A 17,371-nucleotide genomic window follows, 5' to 3' on the forward strand; every position below is an offset into this window, starting at 1 on the left:
GTTTAATCTCCGGGGTCGAATACCTGTTCAAACTGCAGGCTGATTTCATCCATACCGGGTGCGGGGTACTGGCGCGTCCATTCGGCACATTTGACCTTGATGCGCCCACGTCCCGGATAGGCAAACCAGAACCAGCGCACACCGGCATGGCGTTGCAGGAAGGTTTCGATGGCATCACACACAGCCGGGGGCTCACGGAAGCCCAGTTGCTGCATGCGTGGCATGGTGTTGATGCCATCCGGGATGCGCTGGGCGTAGCCATCCCCCAGCTGCATGTCTTTGACGCGGGGTTTAACGCTGGCGCTGCCGCCAAACTGCGGTGTCCAGGCAAAGGTTTCTGCTGCCATTTAGCTGCCTTTGACAAAGTCGTAGATCTGCCCGCCGGGGCGGGTGGCGTCGGCAATGCGCTGGTCGGCCAGATTGCGCACCAGCACCAGGATGTCGCGGCTGCCGTCCAGGCTGTGGCGTTCTTCTACACTGGCCTGACTGCCATTGCTCTGGTTGATGATGGTGACCCGCACTTCCGGTGCAGCAGCTGTCTGGCCGGCAGGCTGGCTGACCCGCTGCAGGAATGCCTTGAGGTCCGCATTGGTACGGCTGTCTACCACCCGTTCGCCCTTGTCCAGCAGCCAGGTGCCTTCACGCGGGATGGTGTCGATGCCGTCGTGGGCCATGCCGGCGATGGTTGTGCCTGCCATGACGCCGACGCTGGCATACCCCAGAGCGCGCATCATTTGTGCGGCAGGTAACCCTAAAGGAAACCCAAGCGTAAGGGCTTTGGTGGCGGCGTCTTCGGTATTGATGATCGCTTGCCCGATAGCCGTCGCTTTGTTGAGGGCAAACATGGTTTTGTACATGGCCGACTGTTTGCCACCATAGGTTTCAGCCAACCCAGCCAACCCGTCAAACAACTGACCGGCACTGCCCAGCATGGCGGACAGGTGCTGGTTTTGCATGGATTCCATGTCAGCATTGAGCTTTTCGGTATTGCGGCGCATCAGTTCGCCGCGGGCGTCTTCCGTGACCTGCGTCGCCAGCAAGATGGCATCGTGCCGCCGCTCATAGGAGAGGCGGATTTGTTCTTCTTCAGTCAGCAGACCGGTTTGCTGTAGTTGACTGTTGAATAGCTCCATGCGTTCTTTTTCGTAACGTTGATCTTCTTCCATGGCATAGCGGGCCTGTTCTTGCACTGACAAGTTGGGCTTGGCCCGCTCCTGGTTTTCCTGCCGCTGCTGATGTTCACGTTGCAGGGCCTGCAGCGGGTTGTCATACAGTCCACCACGGATCTGGTTGGCCAGTTGCAGAGCCTGTGTCTGCTGGTTCAACGTATCCAGTTCGCGCGCCAGTGCCAGCTGTTTGCGCAGTGAGGCCTGCGTGCCGGCATCCTTGGCCTGGGCGAGCTTCTGCTCCAGCTCGATCACCTTTTTGTGGCCTTCGGTCATCTTGCTGATGTCGGCACCCCGCGCCGCTTGCAGCTGGGCGATCTGCTGTTTTTCTTCCTCGATGCGGCTGCGCAGGCCAGCAATGGCACTGTCTTCACTACTCAGGCCGCTGCGTCCTTTGGGTCCGGTCTTGCCGCGGAGTGCTTCGCTTAACTTGGCACGGGCGACCGCCAGCAGTTTGACACCCTCTTCCTGGGTGTAAACGCCCTCCTTTACTGCCTTCTGGATGTCGACGATGTCCTGACGGATCTTGTCGGCGGCTTCACTGTAGCGGTCGCGCAGCTGACCACCCAGCTTGTAGTTGGGTTCCTTGATATTGCGCGGGGCCAAGGGCTGGCCGTTTTCGTCCAGGCCGATCAGGGCCATGGCTTGCTTGCGCTGGGTGGCTTTGAAGGTATTAAGGTCGGCCTCACCCTTCAAGGCCACCTCGCGAGCCTGATCGGCGATGGCCGCCCATTGCTTTAACTGCTGGTCGTAATGTTCATAAAGCTTGGGAGCATTCTTGCTGGCATCGCGCAGATGCATGGCTTTGGCCATGTTTTCATTGGCAATGGCCATGCGCTGCTTTGCCGTGGCAATTTCCTGCCCGGCCAGCAGCACATTGGAATTACCCAATGCGGATTTGATCCGGTTGGCTGAGTCAGTCGCCATGTCAGCAGCACGTACGGCGCTGGTGGCAAGCTTGTCCCAGTTGTAGATCAACAAGCCCAGCCCGATGGTGGCCACACCAAATGGCCCACCCAAAGCAGCCATCACACTGCCGGCCGTCCGTCCAGCCGCGGCAGCCAGCGAGGTGGCGGCAGCTTCGCGCTCTTTGGCCAGGGTGAGTGCATTACTGGCCGCGGCATGACTGGTGGCAGCACTACCGGCGACAGTGCGCGCACCGGCAAGTCGGCTTTCTGCCTGGGTCAGTGCGGCCGTGGCGGCAGTTTCGGCTTCGCGGGCGGTGGTCAGGCGCTGTTCGGCGCTATTGAGCACTGCCAGTTGGGCGGAGTGCGCTGCTGTCCCTTGCGCAAGCCGTACTTGCAAACCGGCACGCGCCACTTCTTGCTCCGCCAGTACTGTTTCTGCCCTAGCGCTTTGCAGCAGCACAGCGGCCTTGTCGGCTTCGGCCACGGCAGCGGCCTGGCTGCTTTTTGCCGCCACCATATTGGCGTAGCTACGCTGTTCGCTGGCAGCAGCTGCGCCAAGTTGCGCCTTTGTATCCGCGATGGTGGCAGTGTGGCTTGCCCAGATTTCCCGGGTGTAATGCTGAAGGCCACCTGCTGCCTTGGCCGCGGCGACCATACCGACACCAACCAGGCTGTATTCCAGTCCCCTGCCCAGCAGGTCCGCATGTTGCGATAGCGTTCTGAGGGCATCGCTGCTGGCGGTTACGCCCCGTGTGAATGGCTCCATGAAGTGCTGGCCCAGTGCCACTTTCAGGTCGTCGGCGTAGCGTTTCATGGAGTTGAGCTGTTTACCGGCCTCCCCCATGGCCGCCTCATAGGTGCCGGCAATGTCCTTGCCCCGCAACAGCACTTCGTTGACGCGGGCCTGCATTTTTTCGTTCTCGGTCAGCTGGGCGGTGCTCTTGCCCAGTTGCACGGCCAGGCGGGCGTAGCTGCCTTCGAAGTCGGCATTGATACCGATGCCACGCAGCACATCGGTCTGGGCTGACTGCACGCCATGAATCAGCTGGGCGAAGGATTGCGAAGAGTTGAGGTTGCCGATGACGGCAGCGTCCTGCGCCACCCGTGCCAGTTTGCTGGCGTCGGCCAGGTCGATGTGGGCCTGAATGACGCGGGTGATGTTGTTGCGTGACTCCATGGCGCTGATGCCGGTATCACGCAGCCTGCCTTCCAGCTGCTGTAACTGGCCCATGCTGTAACCGGCATTGTGGCCCACCTGCTGCATGACCACGCCCATGGTGTTGTACTGCGCGGCGGCCAGCGTGGCCTCTTTGGCGAATTCGGCCAGACGACTACCGGCATAGGTGGCAATAAAGCCGCGCACTGCGTTACCGGCACGGCCAAAGGACAGGTCTACCTGTGCAGCCATGCGCTGGCTGCTCTGCTCGATGGCCTGCATGGCCTGGGTAGAGTCCTTGCGTACGGCGGCCATATTGCTGCTGACATTGCTGCGCACGGCATCCATATCGCGCTGGATGCGGGCAACACCGGCTTCCAGACTGATAACCAGTGAACCGACCTGGGTGGTGGACATTTCATTTCTCCTGGTAGAACACGTCCAGCGCGACGGCTTCGCACTGACGCAGGGCGGCAAACAGCGCGGGGCGCTGGTCTGGTGGAATGCCTTGCAGCTCCATCACTGCCGGGATAGCGGCATAGTCCAGACCGATGAGACCTGCCGGCCCGACCCGCCACTGGGTACGCAAGCTGCACCACAGGGCGAAGGCGGTTTCGTTTTCCGGCCATAGCTCGAAGGGTACTGGTGCGGTGGTGACGGGCAGCAGCTGGCTGATTTGCAACTCGGACATGCCCGCTGCGCGCAGGGCCTGGGTGTCGGCAGTACGGTCCGGCGGGCTGCGTCCGCACTGGCGCCGCACCGCCTCCATCAGTTTTTTTGCGCAGCCGTGCCGTAACGCAGGCTGAAGATGGCATCGAAGAGGCCGCGCGACAGGGCCGGGCCATCCGGGCCCATCAGTAGTTCGCGCAGCGTGTTGGTGCTGTATGGCACGGGCTGGCCCTGGGCATCGCTGACTTCATCCCAGTTGGTGACGACTTCAGCCAGCAGCGCGACATTGGCTTGCAGGTTGTCGCAGACGCTATGGTTGGTGCTGGCAGAGTGATGCTGTTCGAACAGGGCATCCCATTGCTGCTGGTCAAGCCGTTTGATATCGATGGCAAACTGCTGTTGTTGCAGACGGCCGTCAGCGTCGTAGTGCTTTACGGTGACCGGCAGGCGGGCGGTGGTGCTGCGGGAAATGACGAACATGGTGTTCTCCGGACGTAAAAAAACCGCCTCGCGGGCGGTGTACTGTGTAGATGAATCGTTGTGATTTACAAGCGGGGCAATGAGAGCCAGCGCTTCCAGCCGTGGTACAGCAATGTCAGCAGAAGGACGATGCCCAGCGCAATGAGGCCGTATTGCAGGACCAAGTCCCAGGGGATATCGACCACGGCAAAGAAGATAAAACCGGCAAACAGCAGCAGATAGACAAAAAATTGCGGCCCGAACACCCACAAGGCGATATTGCCCAGCACGCACAGCGTGGCAATACCCAGAATCAGCAGCAGGCCCATGCTTTTCCTCCCGGAGTGAACCAAGGCAAACAGCGCCAGACTAGTCAGCAGGGATACTGATGCAAACTGGCCGAAAGTGCGGCCTAACGCACCGTAATTACCAGTTCATCATCTCCGGCAACGGGTACCGGGATGACCGGTGCATTGAGCATCAGCAGGCCATCGCTTTCGCTGTAACTGGCATCGCCCAGCTGGATGGCCGGGCAGTTGATGTCCACGATATTGCCGTCCAGCTTGCCGTGACTGAGTTGCAGCGGACCGGTGCTGGCGCTGCGGATGGCATTCCACCAGTCTTTCTCCCCTACTTTGACCGATTCCATCACCAGCTGGCCGCTGGGCTTGCGGCCGGTAATCAGCACGGATTCGCTGCCACCGGGCAAGGCGCGGTGGGTGACTTCGTTGGCCAGATCCAGCGACAGGCTTTCTACTGCTGGACTGTAGCCGTGCAGGCTGAGGCTGGCGACATTGGCCAGGTCAAACGGCACCGGCGTAAGGAATTTGTTGAGTACCACGCTGGGCAGGGCGGCATCGGCAATGCCGCCGTACAGGCCGGTAATGGTGAATTTGAACTTGGGAATGGCCTTGTTGCTTAGTTCCAGTGACAGGCTGCCGCGCGCGCCCAGCAGCTTGTGGTTGACCCCGTCAAAGTTGCAGTACAGGGACAATGACTTGAATCCGTCGGACAGCAGGGTGTACTCGGCCTTGACGCCGGCGGTCAGCTTTTCGGTAAAGCCACAGGCCAACAGCAAGGGCGCCCAGGCCGGGGCGCTGCCCTTGGCACCGGCGCCGGCGATTTCCACTTCCATTTCCAGCTTCATGCGCAGGCCGGTGGGGATGGACTCGCTATTGCCGAAGTATGGCCGGACAACATCGCGCTCGGCGCGGTCGGCTTCCATCGGAGTGAGGCTGGGGTTGCTGACCAGAATGGCGTTGGCGGCACCGGTGGGGATGGCATCTTTTCCGTATTGGGCTTCCGGCTTGGCCAGGATGGCAATGCGTTTGGCAGCGAGAGGCATGGTGTTCCTTTCTACAGTGCCGCTTCTGGGCGGCGGTAATGAATGCGGTACTGCGCCCGGCAGATACCGAGCGCGGGGTTGTCGTCGTCAAACTCCCACTGCACGCTGTCCAGCACCAGGCTGTGACAGCCGGGCAAGCTGGTGGCCAGCGTCAGCAGGGCCTGATGGGCTGCGGTAAGCACCGGGTCGCAGGCAGCATGCGGGATGTCGCCCTCGGCCAGGATTTCCAGCTCGACCTGTAGCTGGCGGTAGGCCAGGCCTACCGGGCTGCCTTCAGCAGGCAAATCGGTATGCTGGTGCAGCACGATGACGGGGAAGTCGTCGTAGCTGTAGCCCCGTTCCAGGCTGCGGCTGATGCGTGGCCCGGCCGGAGTGTGGTCCAGCAGCGCTTGTTCCAGCTGTTGCATGATGGTTTCGATATGGCTCATGGCTGTTTCCAGTCGATGCGCCAGCTCATGGCCAGCAGATGGGGGGCCTGGCCATCGTCCTGGTCGTGGCTGTCGGTTTCCTGCATGTCGCGGATATCCAGTCCGGCCACCATTCCGCGATAACGCGACAGCTGCTGGCGGATGAGGCTGGCCAGCTGGTGGGCTTCGTCGTAATGGCGGCCGACCACGCTGAGTTGCACCCGGCTGCTGACCAGCCCGGGGTTGCGGCGCGGGCCGCGGGCGCGGGTTTCGCCGATGAGCTGGTAGGCCACGGCGGGCAGTTGTGGCTCTGGCGGCAAGCGCAGCGGGTAGACCCGGCTTTCCAGTTGCTGGCGTAATGCCGGCGGGCCGGTGAGCAAGGCAAACAGGGCCGCGCCGATCATCGCCATGCCCCTTGTTGCAGGGCGCTGCGCACTGCGCTGGCGACATGGCTCAAAGCAGCTTCCAGCTTGGTGGCGGCAGCCGGGCGCATGAAGGGGTAAGGCGGGACAAACTGCCCGCCCGCGATGGCAGTCTGGCGCTGAGCTGCCCGGCGTCGCTCGCCCCCTTTCAGGCGCTGCCCCGGCCCACGTGCGATGTGGCCGAACTCCAGAAAACGGCCATAGAACACGGCACGGCGCAGGCCAACCTTGAAGGCAACGGTACCGCGCTGACCATTACCGCGCGAGCTGACCACGGTAATACCCCGTGCCAGTGCCCCGCTTTTACGCCGGACAATGCGCCGTGCTTCGTCACGCACCATGGCGGCACCTTGCCGCAGCGCACGGCGCAGCACCTTGCGGCGCAGGCCATCCGGCAGCTGCTGCAGATTGCTGAACAATTGCTGCATGCCGTGAATTTCAACCGTTGCCATCAATACGCTCCAGTAATAGCCACAGCCAGGCCGGGTCCGGATCGGGCTGCACGGCCTGGATGTGGTAGCTTGCACCGCGGGCTTGTAGCCGCATGCCGGGCTGGATATCGGACCGGCGGCGGATACGTACCCGTGCCGACAGGCCGCTTTGTTCGGCCAAGGCCGCCAGATAGAGCCGGCCGGTGAAGCCTTCAAATGCGCCCCAGATGCGGCGCACCGCTTGCCAGCTGTCACAGGGCGCACCAGAGGGATGGGCACGATCGACTGGGCGCAAGATGAGCAGGCGATCGCGCAAGGGGCCAGCGCCGGAGTTCATGGCTGTTTTGCTCCAAAGCTGTTAAATTCATTTCGCATAGTCATGAATGATTCCTCCATGCGTAAAGATGACTGGTCTATCTTCTGGAAACCGCACGCGGCACTTACTGCCGTAGCCGTGTGCACCCTGCTGCCCTTCTGGCTGGGCTGGCTGCCCTTGCGCTGGCTGGACGGCCTGGCCGTGCTGAATATCAAGAACTGCCCGCCACCGGTACCCAATGGTTTGAATGGCCTGAGCCGCCTGTTTTCTGAGATTTCACTACTGCTGACTGCGGTGATTGGACTGACCGGCCTGTTTGAACTTGGCCCGTCCATTTACCGCTTCCGCTCAAAAACCAGTTTTGGCTCCATGTTTCTGGCAGCACTGATTACCACCGCAATGTCAGCGCTGTTCATCAGCGGCATCGTGGCGGACTCGGTGCGCTGTGACCGGGCCGCAGCAACGCTTCGGGTGTTTATTGGCCTGTTTCTTGGTGGTGCGATCACCGCCCATTTTTCAGTGCTGGCATGTGCATTCTCCTGGCTGCAAGTAGCCGGAAAAGCAGGACTCCCCCCTGACAGCAAGTCATAACACCACCTCCTGAAACTGGTAGGCATGCAGCAGGCTGTCCACCAGCGCGCTTCCCAGATTGGCCACCTGACCGCTGACGAATTGCTCGCGGAACTGGTAACAGCTGGCCACGCGAAAGCGCAGCCACTGGCGCACTGCTTCCGGCACGTCCTCGCCACTGGCTGCCAGACCGGCCTGGTAGCGGATGCGGATGGCGTCGCTATCGTCATCCACCATCGGCCAGGCCTGGCGGCAATACAGGTAGAGCGCGTTGCTTTCCGGTTCGGCACGTGCGCTCCAGCCTGTCCACTCCTGCATGACGCCCTGCTGCAAGACTTCTACCCGGTCCACCTGAAAGGCATTGGGGGTGGGTAGCAGCAGGAAGCCTTGCGCTGGCCAGCGGCTGAGCACCAACTGGCGGGGCGTGTGCAGCAGCGGCCCGCCGATCTTGTCTTCGCAGGCGCGGACGGCCGCGGCTTCCATCTGTTGCAGCAGGTCGTCTTCTTCGGTCTGGTCCGGCTCGATGCGGCATTGCTGCTTGATTTCATCCAGCGTCAGGATAGTGGCCATGGTTCAGCCTCCGCCATTGTCGGCATCGGGTGCCGGTTTGCCTTTTTTACCGTTGGCGGGTGGTGGGCTGCCCTGCCCGTCTGGCGTGTAATCGGCGGCAATACCGGCGTCCACCAGCTGGGCGGCGCGGTTTTCGTCGGCGAAGCCGGCGATATCGCCGGGGGTATAAATGCCGTGAGGCTTTAGGAAGGTGATGCTGCGCATGGTTCTCTCCCAGGCTGGCTGCAGATGATTGACAAACCCCTCTCGCTTTCTTGAAGGAAAGCGAGGCTCCCTTGCAGGGCAAGGGCGGGGGGATTGGGAACAGATCGGAAGGCTGCGGAATCAACCACTGAGTCGAAAGGCCCGGCTTTGCCGGGTCCTGCGTAATCGCACCCAATGACTTTGTCAGCAGCCTGGCCAGCCGCTGCCGACTGGCCGGGTGGTTTACTTGCCCCACTTGATGCCAACACCAATGGCGATGGATTCGCGGTGGCGCGGGCCGAAGTCGTGCTTGGCGATGACGCGGATCAGTGTCTGGTCGCGCTGGAAGGCGCTGATGACCTGGCCGTCGTTGTCCTTGTAGGTGGCTTCCTTGCTGAAGTCGATCAGCAGGGACTGGTCCTCACCGATGAAGCAGTCGGCAAAGTCGGCGAAGTACAGTTCGGACTCATCACCCCCCTCGCCCAGATTGTTGGGAATCTGGGTGGTGCGGCCCACCGGGTAGCCCTTGAGCTGGCCGGTGGCCAGTTCCGGGTAGACCTTGTTGCCCTTCATGTCCTTCAGCCCTTCCAGGAAGCGGAAGGTACGCGGCGACATCAGCCAGCCCGGGGTGACCATATTGGCGTCCACCCCTTCCAGCGCCAGGATGAGCTGGTTGAGGTAGTTTTCGATGGCTTGCAGCGCCGGTGCGTCGATGGCCTTGATTTCAGGGGCTTTGAACACATTGCCGTCCAGCACCCAGAAGCGCAGGCCCTTGGGCAGATTGCCGCTGCCGTTGTCACGGATGAAGGCCTTGTCCTCGCGGGCGCCGATGGCGGCAGTGAGGTCGTCCACCACCACCTGGTCGACATTGGGGCTGATACCGGCATGGCCGAGCAGGTCGTTGCTGATGGGCACCAGTGCGGCCATTTTCTTGGACGACAGCTTGAGGTCGTCGAATTCGGCACCGGTAACCGGGGCATCGGTATCGGTACCGATGTAGCCGACCGCCGCCCCACCCTTCAGCCGTGGCAAGGTGAGGTTGCCATTGTTGAGCGGCAGCGAGCGGGTACCCATGCGGCGCACCACGGCCTTGGGGCGCAGCAGTTCGATGACTTCGCTGGCCAGGTTGCTGGGAATCAGCACGCCACCAGCCGACGGGGTGGCACTGTTGAGCGCGGCGGCGACTTCGCCACCGTAGCCGCCCTTGTCGGCAATGTCCGCCGCCAGCTGGTAATTGCCCTGTGCCTGAATCAGCGCCATGGCCATGCGGGCAACAGCAGCACCCTTGACGCGCGGTGCCGCCGGCGTGGCTGGTAGCAGAACCGGGGGTGCCCCTTGGGCATTGAGTGTTTCCACTTGCTGCGCAGCGGCAGCCTGCATCTGCTCCGCTGCTTCGGCGCGGGCCAGCTTGTTGCCCAGCGCGGTGAATTCCTGCTGCAGATCGGTGACTTGTTGCAGCTGTTCGGCAGTCAGTTCGGTACCGGCCTGTTCCTGCTCGGCCAGTTGTTGGACCTGGGCGGCGATATCGGCGCGGCGGGCTTTCATTTCCAGAATGGTGGGCATGGTTTCTCCAGACGTAAAAAAACCGCCTCGGGGGCGGTGTGGGACGTAAAAAGCCCTTCGGATGAAGGGCTTTCATTGGCAGGTGGTGCGATTTACAAACTGGTCATGAGCGCCTGCGCTGCCAGACACTGTTGCTGTGCTTCCTGCACGGTGATGGTTTGTGTCAGCCGGTAATCCGCCTTGCAACGGCATTTGTGCATGGCCCTGAGCAGTTGTGCGATTTCCTTGGCACGGGCCTGTTCAAAACGCAGGGATAGTTGCCGGTGCAAGCCGGTACTGGTTGCGACTGGTGCCAGCCTTGCCTTTGCTGCGTATTGCAAGGCATGGTGATAGGCCGCGTAGTAAGCACGGCTGGCACTGTTACGGCATGCCATTTCACTACCGCTGGCCAGCATCAGTTCGGCTGCGCGCAGGAAATGCTCTGGACTAACCGGCACGATGCGGCACCACGGAGATGGTGGGAAAACTGAGCACGGTGGGATAGTCCAGCCGGGCCTGGGCGGCGAAAATGGCCAGGTTTAGCTCCAGCGCCTGTCCTGCGGTGACTGGTGCGTGATAGTCAATTGCGCAACCAAACTCCTCCATATACAGATACTCGGCGCGTAATTGCCAGGGCTTGCAACCGGTTTCGGGCAGCTTTTCGCGCAGTACGGTTTCCGCACAGTCTATCCAGCAGGCAAGCGCATCGTCATTCAGGCCGACTTCCTGTAATTCGGCATGTGCACAGGCAATCCACTGGATGCTGATTTCTGCCGTTGTGGTTTGGCTTGTTTCCATGGGTTCTCCAGTATCGCCTATCAGTTCCAGTGCCTTGCCAACATGGCCACAGACTGAAAGCAGGACGGCCAGGGCTTTGCTTGCATCGCCCCCCTGCCGCAGCAGCCGGTCCAGACCGAAGTCCAGCACCCGTTGGCAGGCGCGGCGGGAATGCAGGGTTGCCAGTAGCGCGGTGGCGTAGTTCTCCGCAATCAAAGCGGTGCCGGGGTCCAGACGCATGGCCTTCTGGAAATTGGCGTCTATCTGTTCAACATCATTGTTGAATACCGCAAGCACACCGAGCAGTTGATAGCCATCTGCGGCCTCGTTGCCGCCCTTGCGGATCAAGGCACGTGCGTCTCTCTCCCATTGTTTCAGGAGGAATTCGCTGGGGGGATTTTCACCAAACAAGGCGGTATTGAGAGCATCAATATGGCCTTGGGTAACTGTTTGCGCTTTTGCCATGCACTCACGGTAGCATGGCGCAGTCCGGCGCGAAGCCGACAAAAGCCATCACTCTGGCCAGCCCAGCCGGACAAGCCGACACCGCCCGCAGGCGGTGTCGGGCGGCGGATCAATGCCGGGTAATACGCCGTTGGCCTTGTTCCAGCTGGTCATCCTCGGCCAGCAGGTCGATGCATTCGGCCAGTTCCTGGATGCGGTGGTAGATGTGGGTCAGCCCTTTGCCGGTGATCAGGGTTTTGCTGTAGTTGATGTTTTCGCCGGTACGCTGGTCGCGCCGGACGCGTGGCACCATGCGGAACAGGCCCTGGTCGATGTAGCGCTGGTAAGGCTCGTTGCTGTGCATAAGATAGCCCTGTTCGCGCAGCCAGCGGCACAGGCGGATGCGGCCGGTGCGCAGCTCTTTTGCTACCTGATCGAAGGTTTGCGCGTTGATGCTGCTGGCCACGTCGTCGTGAAACTGGGCCTTGGGGGCTTGTTCGGCGACTTTGTGTTCCAGCAGGGCATTCTGTTGCTCGGCAAGGGCGCGCTTTTCCAGCTGGTCGGCCCAGGCGCGGGCGGCAATGACCGGGTCGGTAAAATCCGGCAACACGGCGGCTGTACTCAGCTGTTGCTCCAGCTCCATCCAGCGTTTGATGATGCGGTTGCGCAGGACCACGTTATAGCCAGCAACCAGCGTCATGGTCAGTTCTTTGTCGAGCAGGTAGCACGGGTATGTGCGGCCACGGTCATCTTTGTAATCTCCTAAGAACTTAGGAGATTGAATTTGCAGCTGCGTCAGCATGTTACGGATGTCAGCCATCACATTGTCGTGGCGCTTATCACACAGCTCGGCAATCTCCCGGCTGCTCATGGTCAGCTCGGGATCCTTCATCATCATTGTGGTCATGGCTGGCCCTCCATGCTGAGGGTGAGCACATCATCGAGATAGACATCGACATCGCTGTACAGGATTTGCGTCAGCCCTTTGCCGTGAATGGCAAGCTGGGTGATGGTGTCGTCCTGCGACAGGCGGGCGATGGCAGAAAGGATGCCGAACAAGGCATCCGCGTGTTGCATGGTGATGGCAGTATTGTCTTCAGCCATGCTGCACAGTTTGGTCAGCAGTGGGCTGGCCGGTGGCGGGATATGGGAATGCGTTGTCATGGCGATTCTCCTGTTGGAAGAGGTTCGACAAACCCGTTTATCAGACGGGCGGGCAGGAGCTGATAACCGTCCACAGCCGGCGGAGTAATTTCCCTTGCGGGTCTTGTATTCCTCGCACTCCCGCCCATCGAAGAATCGACAGACGCAAAAAAACCGCACAGGAATGGTACCCGATGCGGCCCTTTTGAGCACGCTGTGGCGAAACGACTGGTGTTATCAGCACCTGACCGCAGGCTAGCCTGAGTGGGTGCGTGGGGGAAACTGATCGAAGGGGTGGGTTGAACAAACAAACAGGCAACAAAAAACCGCCACGGGGGCGGTGTGGGGTACTGCGATTGCTGGCTACCAGCCTAATGCCGAGTGAAAAAATGCCCCTAAAATACAAGACATGACACTTCACGAATCAAACATGCCACGCAAATAATAAACAGAGCATCCATTCAGTCCGAAAACAAGAGAGTGAACCAGCAAATCCTGATAACCATACAAATCAGCACCAGTCGATTGAGAAAGATAAATCGAGTATATAAAGCAACCGGCAATTGCCAACAAAGGCAAGATTAAAATTCTAATCATCACCTGGACAAAGTCAGCACCAAAAATCAACTTTACACCTACAACCCCTTTCTTCCTATTCAATGCAACCGAGTATAAAAATGCCGCTATAGGTATAGCAATAAAATCCCCTAATAAAAACGCTTCCAACCAATGCGGAAGCAGCAACCCTGCTGGTGCAAAGCTCGAAAAACTGAAAGTAACAGCCCAAAAAATAAACACAGTAACAATAAAATATTTTCTCATAACCCTGCCACTGTTTGCGAATGCCAAAATCGACGTTTTATCTTAACTTAATTGCATGCAATTTTCATATGCATGGCTATTCCTGTCGCGTGCATTCTATGAACAAAAGCCGAGGATGACCGAGCAAGCTGACCGGCAATCCGGTCAATGGTTTGCTGTTGGGTTTCCACCCGGTCGGCCAGGCCAGCGACAACGGCATCGGCTCCGAAGAACAGCCCGGCCTGGGTGGCTTGTACCGCACCGATGTCCAGCCCACGGTGGGCTGCCACCTGTTGGCAGAACTGCTGGTAGTGGCGGTCCAGCAGTGTGTTGACGGTGGCCAGTGCGGCTTCGCTGAGCGGGGCTTCGCTGGCCATGTCGTTTTTGTGTTCGCCACGGTACAGGGTGGTGACGACGATGCCCTTTTCGGCCAGCTGCTGGCTGATGTCCAGGTGCTTGATGATGACGCCAATGCTGCCGACACCGGCAGATTGGGACAGCACGATTTCGCTGCAGGCGCTGGCCAGTGCGTAGCCGGCACTGTAGGCGGTGTAATGCACGATGGCCGTAACCGGTTTGCGGGCGGTGGCGGCGCGGATGTCTGCGGCCAGCTCGAAGCAGCCGACGGCTGCGCCACCGGGGGTGGCCAGATCCAGCACGATGTGGCCGATGGCGGGGTCGGCCAGCCCGGCATTGAGCTGCTGGCGGATGCTTTCGTAGCTGGTCTGGTTGCTGCACAGGCCGACGTCGTTGGCGCGTGGCACGAGGATGCCGTGTACCGGGATGGTAAGGACGCCCTGCTGCTGGCTGGCGGTGGGCTGGGCCGGGGCTTGCATGGCGGGCTGGCCGAGGTCGGCACTGGCCAGCGCCGGGAGCTGGATGTTGACCTGTTGCAGGTTGATGCCCATGCGGCCGCCAGCCCAGGCAACGGCTTCGTGCAGTACGTCGGGCAGGACCAGCAGCGGCTGGTTGAACAGCTGGTGCAGGAACAGGTGTTTTTTCATGGTTGTAGCTCCGGGGTACTGCCGGCCGGCACCATATTGAGCGGCTGCAGGTAGATGTCGCCGCCGGGGACCGGTGGCAGGTTTTCCAGGCGGCGGATGTCGTTGACGGACAGCCAGCCCCATTGGCGGCCTTTGGCGTAGGCTTCGTAGCGGCTGGACTGGTCGCCACGCAGCAGGCCGCCGACGTTGAATTCGATGTAATAGTCGGCGCGTTCGTCGGGCAGCAGCAGGTCTCGCATCAGCGCCTGTTCGAAGCGCTTGAGCCAGGGCATGAGGCAGTAGATGACGTATTCGATGCCCTGGTGCTCGATGTTGTTGTTGGTGGCGCGTTCCAGCAGGCCGACCTTGTGGGGCGGTACCTTGAGGATTTGCGCGACTTCCAGCGCGGACAGTTTGCGGCTGTCGAGCAGCTGGGCGTCTTCGTTGGTCATGGACAGGGCGCGGAAGCTCATGCCGTCTTGCAGTACGGCGACTTTCATGGCGTTGTCCGCGCCGCTGTATTCGTTTTTCCAGGCTTCCTTGACCTTCTGGATCTTGTCGCTGGAGAGTGCCTTGAGTTCTTGCTGGCCGACCATGGCGGGGCGTTCCAGCACACCGGCCAGGTGGGTGCCGTTGGCAAACACTTTGCTGGCGTGGTTCTGGGTGGCCATGGCCAGGCCCAGGGTGTTGCAGTGCAGTTGTACCGGACTGACGCCGGTGTAACCGTTGAGGGTGAACCAGCGCACATGGTGAATCATGCGCTTGGGCAGCGGGCTGCCACCGTTGAGGCGGTAGTACGGCAGGTTGTCGCTGCCCTTGAGGACCTGCACTTTGTCGGTATCCAGCGGCAATAGTGCGGTGGGCCGCCCTGCCCGGTCGCGCTCGATGAAGGCGTAGCTGTTGCCGCGCAGGCCGTTGGCGATTTGCTGCTGTTCCAGGTATTCAAATGCGGTTTGCCAGGCGTTGGGCTGGTGGTGCACCAGCTGATAGACCGGATGGTCGGTGGCGCGCTCGCGTTGATCGCCCTGGCGGCGGTACAGCTCGCACGGCAGCTGGGCGACGGATTCGGCAATCAGTGAGACGCAGGCCTGGTAGGTGGTAAGGGCCAGCGCGGTGTCCGGGCTCACCTGCATGCCGGCGGCGCTGCGGGCGGCATGGCCGAACAGGCTGGAGATCCAGCCTTTGTCCGGACTGGCGGCACTTTGCGTACCGAACTGCTGGGTGGTGAACATTATTGGCCTTTCTGTGCCGCGGCACGGGCGGTGCGGTATGACCAGACCAGGGCGAGGCTGCCGCCGCAGACCCAGCCCGCTGCGGGGTGTAGCAGTGCTGCGCCAGTGGTAACGGCCGCAGCACCACACAGTCCGACCAGCAAGGTGGTGATGTCCAGTTTGCTCACAGGCAGACCTCGTTTTCGTAGGCCGACACGTAGGGTGCGGCGGGTTTGTGGTACAGGGCGCGGTTGAGCGCCATGATGAGGCCGACGATGCCGTCGATCTTTTCTCGCGATTTCTTTTTGCTGGGCCGGTAGTTGCCGTTGCTGTCGCTGATGACGACCACGTTGCCTGCCATCCAGCGCAGTACCGGGTTGCCGCCGTGGGCAAAGTTGCCGGCCAGCAGCCGGGCTTCCAGTTCCTTGGAGGGTTCGGACAGGTTCTGGAAGTTCTGGCTGAGCGCCACCAGTTCCAGCCCGTCCTCGATCAGCTCGCTGGCGAGCTTGCCGGCGTTCCATTCGTCAAAGCCGATGGACTGGATGTCGTAATCGGCTGCGTCCTGCAGGATTTGCGCGCGGATGGCGTCCTGGTTGATCTGCACTCCGGCAGTGGCAGTGATGAAGCCTTGCCGCGCCCAACTGGTATAGGGCACGCGGTCTTGCCGGTCGCGCAGGGCGATGTTGTCGGCCGGGACAAAGAAGCGCGGCAGGATGGCCCATTTGTCACCGGGTTCGACCGGTGGAAACAGTAGTACCCAGGCGGCAATGTCGATCTTGTTGGCCAGATCGAGCCCGCCGAAACAGGTTCGTCCTTTCAGGGCTTCTGCATCAACTGGCTGGGCGTTGTTGTTCCATGCATCCAGCGACAGCCAGCTGCGTTCGACCTGCGTCCAGATGTTGAGCCGCTTGGTGAGAAAGTTGTTGAGTGCTGCCGGTTCATGCCGGGCTTTCTGGGCCTGGCTGTCCAGTTCTTCCAGATTGACCGAAACCGCCAGATTGGGGTTGGCCTTGACCCAGTTGCTGTGGTCGAACCAGTCGTCGCCTTCGTCCAGTGTGTAGATGACGCCGCCGTAGCTGTCGTCTTGCAGCTGGCCTTCCAGTATCTGGATCAGGTAGCCACGCTGCTCCAGGCAGATGGAACCTTCCTGATTGAAACCGGCGGTGGTGATGGCGTGCATGATGCTGTTGCGACGCGAGCCGCGGCCGGTGTCGATCACGTCCCACAAGGCCCGCGTGGGGTGGGCGTGCAGTTCGTCCATGATGGCTCCGTGCACATTGAGGCCATCAAGGGTGTTGGCATCCGCACCCAGCGGGACATAGCGGTTGGCAGTGCCCGGAATCCGCAGGATGTTCTTGTTGTTCTGCACCAACTGGCGCAGTGCCGGTGATTTGGCCACCATCATTTCCGCGGCCGAGTGGGTAATCTTGGCCTGATCGAGCTTGGTGGCCGCGGTGTAGACCTGCGCGCCAGCCTCTTTGTCCAGGGCAAACAGGTAGATGCCCAGCCCGGCCAGCTTGGTGGATTTGCCGTTCTTGCGGGCAACTTCTTCGTACCAGGTGCGAAAGCGGCGGCGGCCATCTTCGCGATACCAGCCGAATTCCACCGCCAGCCAGAAAGCTTGCCAGGGTGCCAGCTCGACCGGTTTGCCATTCCATTGGCCATCGAAATGGCGGCAGTAGCGTGGGAAAAATTCCAGCACGTGGCGGGCCATTTCCGGCCGCCATACCAGTTGGCGGCCTGCCTGTTGCCGAAGGTCTCGAAAATGCCGCTCGACTGCCAGTCGCGTGTAGCGGCCGCTCTTGATGCGCCCTTCCAGTACATCCAGGCCGTACTGGTCCCACGGTTGCAGCACGTAGCTAGCAGGA

Annotated in this window: 23 protein-coding genes; 1 reads left to right on the forward strand and 22 read right to left on the reverse strand. The window is 60.8% G+C overall.

The window, feature by feature from the left end:
* Positions 1-2 precede the first annotated feature (2 nt).
* The 10 genes from ACE3SE_RS15685 to ACE3SE_RS15730 form a co-directional block, all read right to left on the reverse strand.
* Positions 3-347 carry a phage tail protein gene (locus ACE3SE_RS15685; RefSeq protein ID WP_374556610.1) on the reverse strand — a complete coding sequence of 115 codons (345 nt, stop codon included), beginning with the start codon at positions 345-347 and terminating at the stop codon, positions 3-5.
* A complete protein-coding gene (locus ACE3SE_RS15690) occupies positions 348-3,647 on the reverse strand; it encodes a hypothetical protein (RefSeq protein ID WP_374556612.1) in 3,300 nt (1,099 codons plus the stop codon).
* A gap of 1 nt (position 3,648) precedes the next feature.
* Positions 3,649-3,999, reverse strand: coding sequence for a DUF1799 domain-containing protein (locus ACE3SE_RS15695; protein WP_374556614.1), 351 nt, complete (start codon positions 3,997-3,999; stop codon positions 3,649-3,651).
* Positions 3,999-4,379, reverse strand: a complete 381-nt coding sequence (locus ACE3SE_RS15700; protein ID WP_374556616.1) for a hypothetical protein — start codon at positions 4,377-4,379, stop codon at positions 3,999-4,001. Before ACE3SE_RS15700 ends, ACE3SE_RS15695 begins: the two co-directional genes overlap by 1 nt.
* A 65-nt stretch (positions 4,380-4,444) precedes the next feature.
* Complete coding sequence (locus tag ACE3SE_RS15705; RefSeq protein ID WP_374556618.1) at positions 4,445-4,687, reverse strand: hypothetical protein; 243 nt, start codon at positions 4,685-4,687, stop codon at positions 4,445-4,447.
* An 83-nt stretch (positions 4,688-4,770) separates the two neighbouring features.
* A complete protein-coding gene (locus ACE3SE_RS15710; protein ID WP_374556620.1) occupies positions 4,771-5,703 on the reverse strand; it encodes a phage tail tube protein in 933 nt (310 codons plus the stop codon).
* An 11-nt stretch (positions 5,704-5,714) separates the two neighbouring features.
* Positions 5,715-6,131, reverse strand: coding sequence for a hypothetical protein (locus tag ACE3SE_RS15715; RefSeq protein WP_374556622.1), 417 nt, complete (start codon positions 6,129-6,131; stop codon positions 5,715-5,717).
* The gene (gp17, locus tag ACE3SE_RS15720) at positions 6,128-6,520 is read right to left on the reverse strand and encodes a tail completion protein gp17 (RefSeq protein WP_374556624.1); all 393 of its coding nucleotides are present in this window, start codon (positions 6,518-6,520) and stop codon (positions 6,128-6,130) included. The genes ACE3SE_RS15715 and gp17 overlap by 4 nt, the downstream gene beginning before the upstream one ends.
* A complete protein-coding gene (locus ACE3SE_RS15725) occupies positions 6,511-6,984 on the reverse strand; it encodes an HK97-gp10 family putative phage morphogenesis protein (protein ID WP_374556626.1) in 474 nt (157 codons plus the stop codon). Before ACE3SE_RS15725 ends, gp17 begins: the two co-directional genes overlap by 10 nt.
* On the reverse strand, positions 6,971-7,300 hold the full coding sequence (locus ACE3SE_RS15730; RefSeq protein ID WP_374556628.1) for a phage head closure protein: 330 nt from the start codon (positions 7,298-7,300) through the stop codon (positions 6,971-6,973). The genes ACE3SE_RS15725 and ACE3SE_RS15730 overlap by 14 nt, the downstream gene beginning before the upstream one ends.
* Between ACE3SE_RS15730 and ACE3SE_RS15735 the strand changes: the two genes are divergently transcribed.
* Positions 7,235-7,870, forward strand: coding sequence for a hypothetical protein (locus ACE3SE_RS15735; RefSeq protein ID WP_374556630.1), 636 nt, complete (start codon positions 7,235-7,237; stop codon positions 7,868-7,870). The two genes, ACE3SE_RS15730 and ACE3SE_RS15735, sit on opposite strands and share 66 nt — an antisense overlap.
* On the opposite strand, the gene ACE3SE_RS15740 is transcribed toward ACE3SE_RS15735, so the two are convergent.
* The 12 genes from ACE3SE_RS15740 to ACE3SE_RS15795 all read right to left on the reverse strand — a co-directional run bounded on the left by ACE3SE_RS15740 (position 7,865) and on the right by ACE3SE_RS15795 (position 17,358).
* Positions 7,865-8,419 carry a head-tail connector protein gene (locus ACE3SE_RS15740; protein WP_374556633.1) on the reverse strand — a complete coding sequence of 185 codons (555 nt, stop codon included), beginning with the start codon at positions 8,417-8,419 and terminating at the stop codon, positions 7,865-7,867. The two genes, ACE3SE_RS15735 and ACE3SE_RS15740, sit on opposite strands and share 6 nt — an antisense overlap.
* Positions 8,420-8,422: 3 nt before the next feature.
* Positions 8,423-8,623 carry a hypothetical protein gene (locus tag ACE3SE_RS15745; RefSeq protein ID WP_374556635.1) on the reverse strand — a complete coding sequence of 67 codons (201 nt, stop codon included), beginning with the start codon at positions 8,621-8,623 and terminating at the stop codon, positions 8,423-8,425.
* 222 nt (positions 8,624-8,845) lie between these two features.
* Positions 8,846-10,165: a phage major capsid protein gene (locus ACE3SE_RS15750; protein ID WP_374556637.1), complete on the reverse strand. Its 1,320-nt coding sequence runs from the start codon at positions 10,163-10,165 to the stop codon at positions 8,846-8,848.
* Positions 10,166-10,257: 92 nt separating this feature from the next.
* The gene (locus ACE3SE_RS15755; protein WP_374556639.1) at positions 10,258-10,602 is read right to left on the reverse strand and encodes a hypothetical protein; all 345 of its coding nucleotides are present in this window, start codon (positions 10,600-10,602) and stop codon (positions 10,258-10,260) included.
* Positions 10,592-11,386 carry a hypothetical protein gene (locus ACE3SE_RS15760; RefSeq protein WP_374556641.1) on the reverse strand — a complete coding sequence of 265 codons (795 nt, stop codon included), beginning with the start codon at positions 11,384-11,386 and terminating at the stop codon, positions 10,592-10,594. Before ACE3SE_RS15760 ends, ACE3SE_RS15755 begins: the two co-directional genes overlap by 11 nt.
* 109 nt (positions 11,387-11,495) lie before the next feature.
* Positions 11,496-12,272, reverse strand: a complete 777-nt coding sequence (locus ACE3SE_RS15765) for a phage antirepressor KilAC domain-containing protein (protein ID WP_374556643.1) — start codon at positions 12,270-12,272, stop codon at positions 11,496-11,498.
* Positions 12,269-12,529 carry a hypothetical protein gene (locus tag ACE3SE_RS15770; protein ID WP_374556645.1) on the reverse strand — a complete coding sequence of 87 codons (261 nt, stop codon included), beginning with the start codon at positions 12,527-12,529 and terminating at the stop codon, positions 12,269-12,271. The genes ACE3SE_RS15765 and ACE3SE_RS15770 overlap by 4 nt, the downstream gene beginning before the upstream one ends.
* 396 nt (positions 12,530-12,925) lie before the next feature.
* Positions 12,926-13,330 carry a hypothetical protein gene (locus ACE3SE_RS15775; RefSeq protein WP_374556646.1) on the reverse strand — a complete coding sequence of 135 codons (405 nt, stop codon included), beginning with the start codon at positions 13,328-13,330 and terminating at the stop codon, positions 12,926-12,928.
* 47 nt (positions 13,331-13,377) lie between these two features.
* Entirely contained in the window at positions 13,378-14,313 is a 936-nt protein-coding gene (locus ACE3SE_RS15780; RefSeq protein ID WP_374556647.1) for a S49 family peptidase, read from the reverse strand.
* Positions 14,310-15,524: a phage portal protein gene (locus tag ACE3SE_RS15785; protein ID WP_374556649.1), complete on the reverse strand. Its 1,215-nt coding sequence runs from the start codon at positions 15,522-15,524 to the stop codon at positions 14,310-14,312. The genes ACE3SE_RS15780 and ACE3SE_RS15785 overlap by 4 nt, the downstream gene beginning before the upstream one ends.
* The gene (locus ACE3SE_RS15790; RefSeq protein ID WP_374556651.1) at positions 15,524-15,691 is read right to left on the reverse strand and encodes a hypothetical protein; all 168 of its coding nucleotides are present in this window, start codon (positions 15,689-15,691) and stop codon (positions 15,524-15,526) included. Before ACE3SE_RS15790 ends, ACE3SE_RS15785 begins: the two co-directional genes overlap by 1 nt.
* Positions 15,688-17,358: a terminase large subunit gene (locus ACE3SE_RS15795; protein WP_374556653.1), complete on the reverse strand. Its 1,671-nt coding sequence runs from the start codon at positions 17,356-17,358 to the stop codon at positions 15,688-15,690. The genes ACE3SE_RS15790 and ACE3SE_RS15795 overlap by 4 nt, the downstream gene beginning before the upstream one ends.
* Positions 17,359-17,371 lie beyond the last annotated feature (13 nt).

Origin of the sequence: Aquitalea pelogenes (assembly GCF_041914625.1) — a bacterium.
GTDB classification, from domain to species: Bacteria; Pseudomonadota; Gammaproteobacteria; order Burkholderiales; family Chromobacteriaceae; genus Aquitalea; species Aquitalea pelogenes.